Source organism: Brachybacterium sp. UMB0905 (assembly GCF_002871795.1).
Classification (GTDB): domain Bacteria; phylum Actinomycetota; class Actinomycetes; order Actinomycetales; family Dermabacteraceae; genus Brachybacterium.
The window spans coordinates 1-5,417 of sequence record NZ_PNHL01000034.1; the positions used below are offsets into that span (position 1 = coordinate 1).

The 5,417-nt window shown below is 66.5% G+C and carries 8 protein-coding genes and 2 pseudogenes; 6 read left to right on the forward strand and 4 right to left on the reverse strand.

What is annotated here, in order from left to right:
* The first annotated feature begins 17 nt into the window (after positions 1 to 17).
* Positions 18 to 575: a 2'-5' RNA ligase family protein gene (locus tag CJ197_RS15985; protein WP_369801561.1), complete on the forward strand. Its 558-nt coding sequence runs from the start codon at positions 18 to 20 to the stop codon at positions 573 to 575.
* Between the two features lie 95 nt (positions 576 to 670).
* On the opposite strand, the gene CJ197_RS14665 is transcribed toward CJ197_RS15985, so the two are convergent.
* Positions 671 to 1,099, reverse strand: coding sequence for a GNAT family N-acetyltransferase (locus CJ197_RS14665; RefSeq protein WP_102237463.1), 429 nt, complete (start codon positions 1,097 to 1,099; stop codon positions 671 to 673).
* 85 nt (positions 1,100 to 1,184) lie between these two features.
* Here CJ197_RS14665 and CJ197_RS14670 point away from each other — a divergent pair, with 85 nt between their 5' ends.
* Complete coding sequence (locus CJ197_RS14670; RefSeq protein WP_102237464.1) at positions 1,185 to 1,715, forward strand: phosphoribosyltransferase family protein; 531 nt, start codon at positions 1,185 to 1,187, stop codon at positions 1,713 to 1,715.
* A gap of 50 nt (positions 1,716 to 1,765) precedes the next feature.
* Here CJ197_RS14670 and CJ197_RS14675 read toward each other — a convergent pair whose 3' ends face one another.
* Both CJ197_RS14675 and CJ197_RS15275 read right to left on the reverse strand, forming a co-directional pair.
* Positions 1,766 to 2,599, reverse strand: coding sequence for an esterase family protein (locus tag CJ197_RS14675; protein ID WP_102237465.1), 834 nt, complete (start codon positions 2,597 to 2,599; stop codon positions 1,766 to 1,768).
* Positions 2,600 to 2,665: 66 nt separating this feature from the next.
* Positions 2,666 to 2,803 carry a hypothetical protein gene (locus tag CJ197_RS15275; RefSeq protein WP_158239528.1) on the reverse strand — a complete coding sequence of 46 codons (138 nt, stop codon included), beginning with the start codon at positions 2,801 to 2,803 and terminating at the stop codon, positions 2,666 to 2,668.
* Between the two features lie 66 nt (positions 2,804 to 2,869).
* Between CJ197_RS15275 and CJ197_RS14680 the strand changes: the two genes are divergently transcribed.
* The 4 genes and pseudogenes from CJ197_RS14680 to CJ197_RS15710 all read left to right on the forward strand — a co-directional run bounded on the left by CJ197_RS14680 (position 2,870) and on the right by CJ197_RS15710 (position 5,176).
* On the forward strand, positions 2,870 to 3,571 hold the full coding sequence (locus tag CJ197_RS14680; RefSeq protein WP_102237466.1) for a TetR/AcrR family transcriptional regulator: 702 nt from the start codon (positions 2,870 to 2,872) through the stop codon (positions 3,569 to 3,571).
* Positions 3,568 to 4,464, forward strand: a complete 897-nt coding sequence (locus CJ197_RS14685; RefSeq protein WP_102237467.1) for an alpha/beta fold hydrolase — start codon at positions 3,568 to 3,570, stop codon at positions 4,462 to 4,464. The genes CJ197_RS14680 and CJ197_RS14685 overlap by 4 nt, the downstream gene beginning before the upstream one ends.
* A 66-nt stretch (positions 4,465 to 4,530) precedes the next feature.
* Positions 4,531 to 4,926 (forward strand): annotated as a pseudogene (locus CJ197_RS14690) (helix-turn-helix domain-containing protein); the annotation flags it as partial.
* A gap of 97 nt (positions 4,927 to 5,023) precedes the next feature.
* Positions 5,024 to 5,176, forward strand: a complete 153-nt coding sequence (locus CJ197_RS15710; protein WP_233191022.1) for a hypothetical protein — start codon at positions 5,024 to 5,026, stop codon at positions 5,174 to 5,176.
* Between the two features lie 48 nt (positions 5,177 to 5,224).
* Here the strand turns inward: CJ197_RS15710 and CJ197_RS15990 are convergent.
* Positions 5,225 to 5,299: pseudogene (locus CJ197_RS15990) on the reverse strand (TetR family transcriptional regulator); the annotation flags it as partial.
* Positions 5,300 to 5,417 lie beyond the last annotated feature (118 nt).

Sequence of the window (5,417 nt, forward strand, 5' to 3'; positions counted from 1 at the left end):
GGTAACCTCGGCGCATGATGGAGAGTGGCGACCAGCTGACCGAGACCGTGCTTCTGCTGGCGGTGCCCGCTGCGGAGCCGGTAGTCAGGCAGCATCGTCGTGAGCTGGATCGGTCTGCCGCGGACGGTATCCCCGCACACCTCACGGTCGTTTACCCCTTCAAGCCTCTTGAAGAGATCAGCGAGGCAGACCACGAACGGCTCGCCCGAATCGGTCGCGAGCACGTCTGCTTGCACGTGGAGGGCATCAGAACAGCCTGGTTTGGCGATCAGGTGTTGTTCGTCGAGGTCAAGGCGCCCGAGGAGGTGCACGCATTGACTCTCGATGTGGCCTCGGCTTTTCCCGAGCATCCGCCATACTCGGGGGACGTTCCCTTGGCGCAGATCGTCCCGCACCTTACGGTCGGAGCCGGGGCCCCCGTTGCCGCTCTGCGAACGGCAGCGCGCGCTGTTGATGGGGCCCTGCCCTTCTCCCAAGAGGTTAGGGCGATGGAGCTATGGGCCGGGCCCCCGGTCGAGGGCAGGGCTCAACCCGCGCGATGGTCGCGGGTCCGCTCGTACGCGCTGGGATCTTAGGTTCCGCGAAGTGGCCGTGGGGCACTGGACTGTGACCGACCGTTTATGGTGCGGGCCTGCAATGGGCTCACGCGCAATGGTGGTGGGGGCTTGCCTCAAGCGGCGAACCGCACGAACGCCCGTCCGGGGACCCCTTCACCGAGCTGTGCGAAACCAAGGGATTCGTAGAAGGCCTTCTGTTCGTTCTCCTCGTCGGTGATGAGGACATGTTGACGCACCGCGCCGAACGGGGCGAAGGCCTCGCGGACAAGCTGTCCACCCACACCCTGCCTGCGAGCGTCGGGGTGCACGAGCACGTCTTGGAGGTAGCAGATCGTCGCGCCGTCGCCAACGACTCTCGCCAGTCCGACGAGTGACCGGGCAGAGTGGGCGACGACGACCCGGAGTGAACCGCGTAGACCACTCATGAGCGCGTCGAGGTCTCGCGTGTAGGCGGTCCAGCCGACGGCCGCATAAAGCGATGCGACGTCGGCGGCGCTCGGTAGCTCGGGCTCTGTGCAGGCGGTAATCGTGTCAACGTTCATGGCTGGACGCTATCCCAGCGCAACCGACCGTTTATGGCTCATAATTTCCGTGGCCAGTGCCTAGAGCCGCCGCTAGCCTTGCGACATGACTGCTGATGCTCTTGCCGCCGACAACGTACTCGGCCACTTCCGCTGGATTGACGGTGACGCTGACACCTGGAGCATGCTGCGCGACGGGAACTCACTCAACTCGATCGTGGCCGAGCTCGCGAGGCTCTGCTTGGCGGATGCCCCGGACCTCATCGTCGGGATCGAGGCTCGCGGGTTCGTGTTCGCACCGATGGTCGCCCTGACACTCGGTGTCGGCTTCTCTCCGATCCGCAAGGGCGATGCGATGTTCCCGGGGGAGACGGCCACCGTGGAGAGCGCCCCGGACTACCGCGGCAAGACCCAGAAGCTTTCGGCCAGGACGGACCACTTGGGCCCCGGCGTTCGAGTCGCACTGGTTGATGACTGGGTGGAGACCGGGAGCCAGGCGGTGGCGGCGCGGCGCTTGATTGAAGAATCTGGCGCTGAGCTGGTGAACGTTACGGTCATTGTCGATGAGGCGAACCAAGCGGCCCGCGGGTCGCTGCCGGTCATCAGGTCCATCGTCAGTGGCAACGATCTCCCTTAACGACCGTTTGTGGCACGGGCCTGAGTGGGTGGCGCGGTGGCGATTCGCTATCAACGCCAAAGCCAGCGCAGAGCCTCCGGAAGGAGTACGCCCCCGTGATTCGGACTGTGGGGGCCGTCCCCCACTACGAGACGCATGTCGTACCCGGCGCGGGCGAGGGCGGCCGCGGTCTCGAGGTTCTCGGCGAACCAGTTCATCTGCCGCTGGTTCCACCCGAGGTCACGGTGGGCGGCGTGCAGGAACACGCGGAGGGGGCGTTGCGCCTCCTCCGCGAGGAGACGCGGGTAGGGGTTGCCGTGGGGCATCTGGGCGAAGCTCGCGTTGAGCGCGATGATCTTCCCGAATACGTCCGGGCGGGTCCAGGCAGCGGTGAAGGCCGCGCCGCCACCGGAACTTCCCCCGCAGATACCCCGCTGAGCCGGATCGTCTGTGAGCGCATGCATCTGGGCGACAAGGGGTAGCACCTCGGTGGCCAGGAAGTCCGCGTAGGTGCTGGTGTCGGCGTCGTACTCGTGGTTCCGGTTCTTCGGGTTCTCTGCCCCAGGGAAGGTGCCGGGGTCCACGAACACCCCCACCACGGGAGGGATACCGCCACCACTGGCGAGGTTGTCCAGGACGATGCCACCTCGCACGTCGCCGTCCGGGTCGAGGTACCACCAGCCGTCGTTGAACACCATCACGGCCGCAGGAACCGTGGAGTCATGGCCTGCCGGGGTGTGCACCCATACGCGGCGTGTCGTTCCCGGGAAGTGCCGCGGATCGGTGACCTCGAAGCTCCGCACGTCCCCGGCCGGGTGGCGGCCCGGGGAGGATAGGGGGCCGTACTCGTACCGCACCCCCTCGTCCTGTGGCGGGAGAGGGCGGTAGGGCTCGATAGTCGTCATGTGAGAACCCTAGGGTCCAGGCATCAGCGAGGCGCGCGTCAAAATCGACCGTTAATGGCGCAGGGGCTAGATTCCCAGCTGCTTCGCCATGGCGTGCACCTCGGTGGCACGTCGCGCCCCCTCGTCCTTGCCGCCGGGCATCGCGTGCCACATGACCCCGGACGCTGCCGCGGCGCCGGGGGTGAACCATCCGAGCGCGCGCATGACTACCGCTAGGTGTACTGACCGGGGACGTTGATCAAGCGGCGGTGACTGTATACGATACGGACCGTGTCGTATCGAAATAATGGAACCGCGCCTGTGCGGGGCCGCCCGCGCGACCCGGACCTCGACCGTCGGATCACTGCTGCCGTACTCGAGGTTCTGGGTGAGCAGGGGTTCGAGGCAGTCACGTTCGAGTCCGTTGCCCGCCGATGCCAGACCTCCAAGGCATCGCTGTACCGGCGCTGGCCCTCGAAGCGGGACATGGTGCTGGCCGCGGTGAAGGATGGCCCCGCCCGGCAGGCATCGACACCGATTCCCGTGGGGGCATGCCTGCGCGACGATCTCCTCGCGCTCGTGCGGCGGCTCGCCGAGACGATGCGCTCGGCAGACACCGGGACCGCGTTCATGCTGTTGCAGGCCGGCCTGGAAGATCCCGACCTGTGCGACGCCATCGAGGAAGCAACGGGTCCGACTGGCGCCCGGTTGCCACAGCATGTGATCGATGCCGCCGTCGCACGCGGGGAGCTACCTGCCGGGACCAACGCCTTCGCGTACGAGGAGATCGTCGGCTCGGTGCTGCTTCTTCGGCGGGCCAACGGGCTCGCCGTGACCGACGAATACCTGCAAGCCCTCATCGATGCGCTGGTGATCCCTGCCCTAACGGTCTCGCACCGTTACTCCGGGCTGCCTGCCGGGATCTTCTCCGGCCATCCCACCACCCAACTCGCCAGCATCCCCGCTGCCGAAACGTCCCAGGAGTTCTCATGACCAGCTTCACCATCGACGATTTCACCTACCGCCGCATCGCAGGCGCCGACGGCGTCCACCTCAACGTCGCCGTTGGGGGCGAGGGCCCGGCCGTGGTTCTGCTTCACGGGTTCCCGCAGACGCACTACATGTGGCGTCACGTCGCCCGACTGCTCGCCCAGCAGTACACGGTGATCGTCCCGGACCTGCGCGGCTACGGGGACAGTGACAAGCCGGCCGCCCAGGACGTCAACACGTATTCCAAGCGCACCATGGGCAACGACATCATCACTGTCGTCCGCGAGCTCGGATTCGACAGCTTCGGCCTCGTCGGCCACGACCGCGGCGCGCTCGTCGCCGTCCGCGCTGGCCTCGATCACCCCGAGTCCATCGCCTTCCTCGGCATCCTCGACGTTCTGCCCACCCTCGACACCTGGTCGGTTCTGCAGGGCGTGAACGCCAAGGTGGCCTGGCATCTGTACCTCATGGCCCAGCCCGCTGGGATGCCCGAGAAGATGATCGCTGCAGTCGCCCACGAGTTCTACTCCTCGTTCCTCGACGCCTGGGACCCCGCTGGGAATACGTTCGCGCCTTCCGAGCGGGACTACTACGTCCAGGCATCGATCGCGTCCACGGACTCGATCGTGGCCGACTACCGAGCGACCGCGGGAATCGACCTCGACATGGACGCTGCCGACCGCGAGCGAGGCGTCCAGCTGTCCATGCCGGTAGCCGCCATCTCCCAGGACTGGGGCTCTCAGCTCGGCTTCGACGCCTCCGCGCTGTGGCGCGCCTGGGCGCCCGACTTCACCTACCAGGCGACCACGAGCGGCCACTTCATGGCCGAACAGAACCCCCAGGAGATCGCCGAATTCGTCCAGGCCCTCGCGCACCGGGCCGACGACCAGCACTGACCACCGCCAACCCGCTGAGGGGCTCATCCGCGCCGGATGAGCCCCTCAGCGCATCTAAGGACACCGATGTCTCACCAAAACGCCGCCCTCACTCCCCGCCATCGCCTGAAGGTCGCCAAACTCGTCGTCGAGGACGGGTGGCCGATCAGCGAGGTCGCCGCCCGTTTCCAGGTCTCCTGGCCGACCGTGAAGCGGTGGGTCGACCGCTACCTCGTCGGCGAGTCCATGTACGACCGCACGTCGCGCCCGAAGACGTCGCCGAACGAGACCCCGAAGACGGTGACGAAGCGGTGCGTCAGCCTGCGAATGCGATTGAGGGAAGGGCCAGTTCAGCTGGCAGCCCGACTCGGCATCGCCCCTTCGACGGTGCATCGAATCCTCACGACGGCACGCCTGAACCGGCTGTCTTACGTCGACCGGGCCACGGGCGAACCGATCCGCCGGTACGAGCACCCCCACCCCCACCACCCTCCCAGTGGTCGCCTGACCACCGGAGAACACATCGACTGTCCGAAATCCTTGACACACCCCACCCGCTCACCAGGATCGAGGCGTAGGCATGGGCAAGGTCACGACGCTCTTCGAACAGCACCACGAATGGTTCCACCACGGCGACTGCGTCCGTGCCACACCAGACGTTGCCACCGAGGACTTGCGTGTCAGCAAGCTGCTGGCGCTCCTCGATGAGGCCGTCGAAGAGTTCTACGAGTAGAGCTTCCTTGTCGCCAGCCGCCATGACGGTCCCGACACTCACGTCGGCTTCTCGGGCAATGTCGCGCACAGTCGTCGCGAGGAACCCGCGCTCCTCGAACAGCCGGGCCGCGGCCTGCACCACGGCGCGGCGCGTCGTCTGACGCGCCTCAGTCCTAGCCTCGGGCTTTCATCGTTGAGGTGTCCGAGGGGTGGTCGTAGACGCGGAAAGGTGCTCCTGACCTGGAAGAATAGGGCTTACT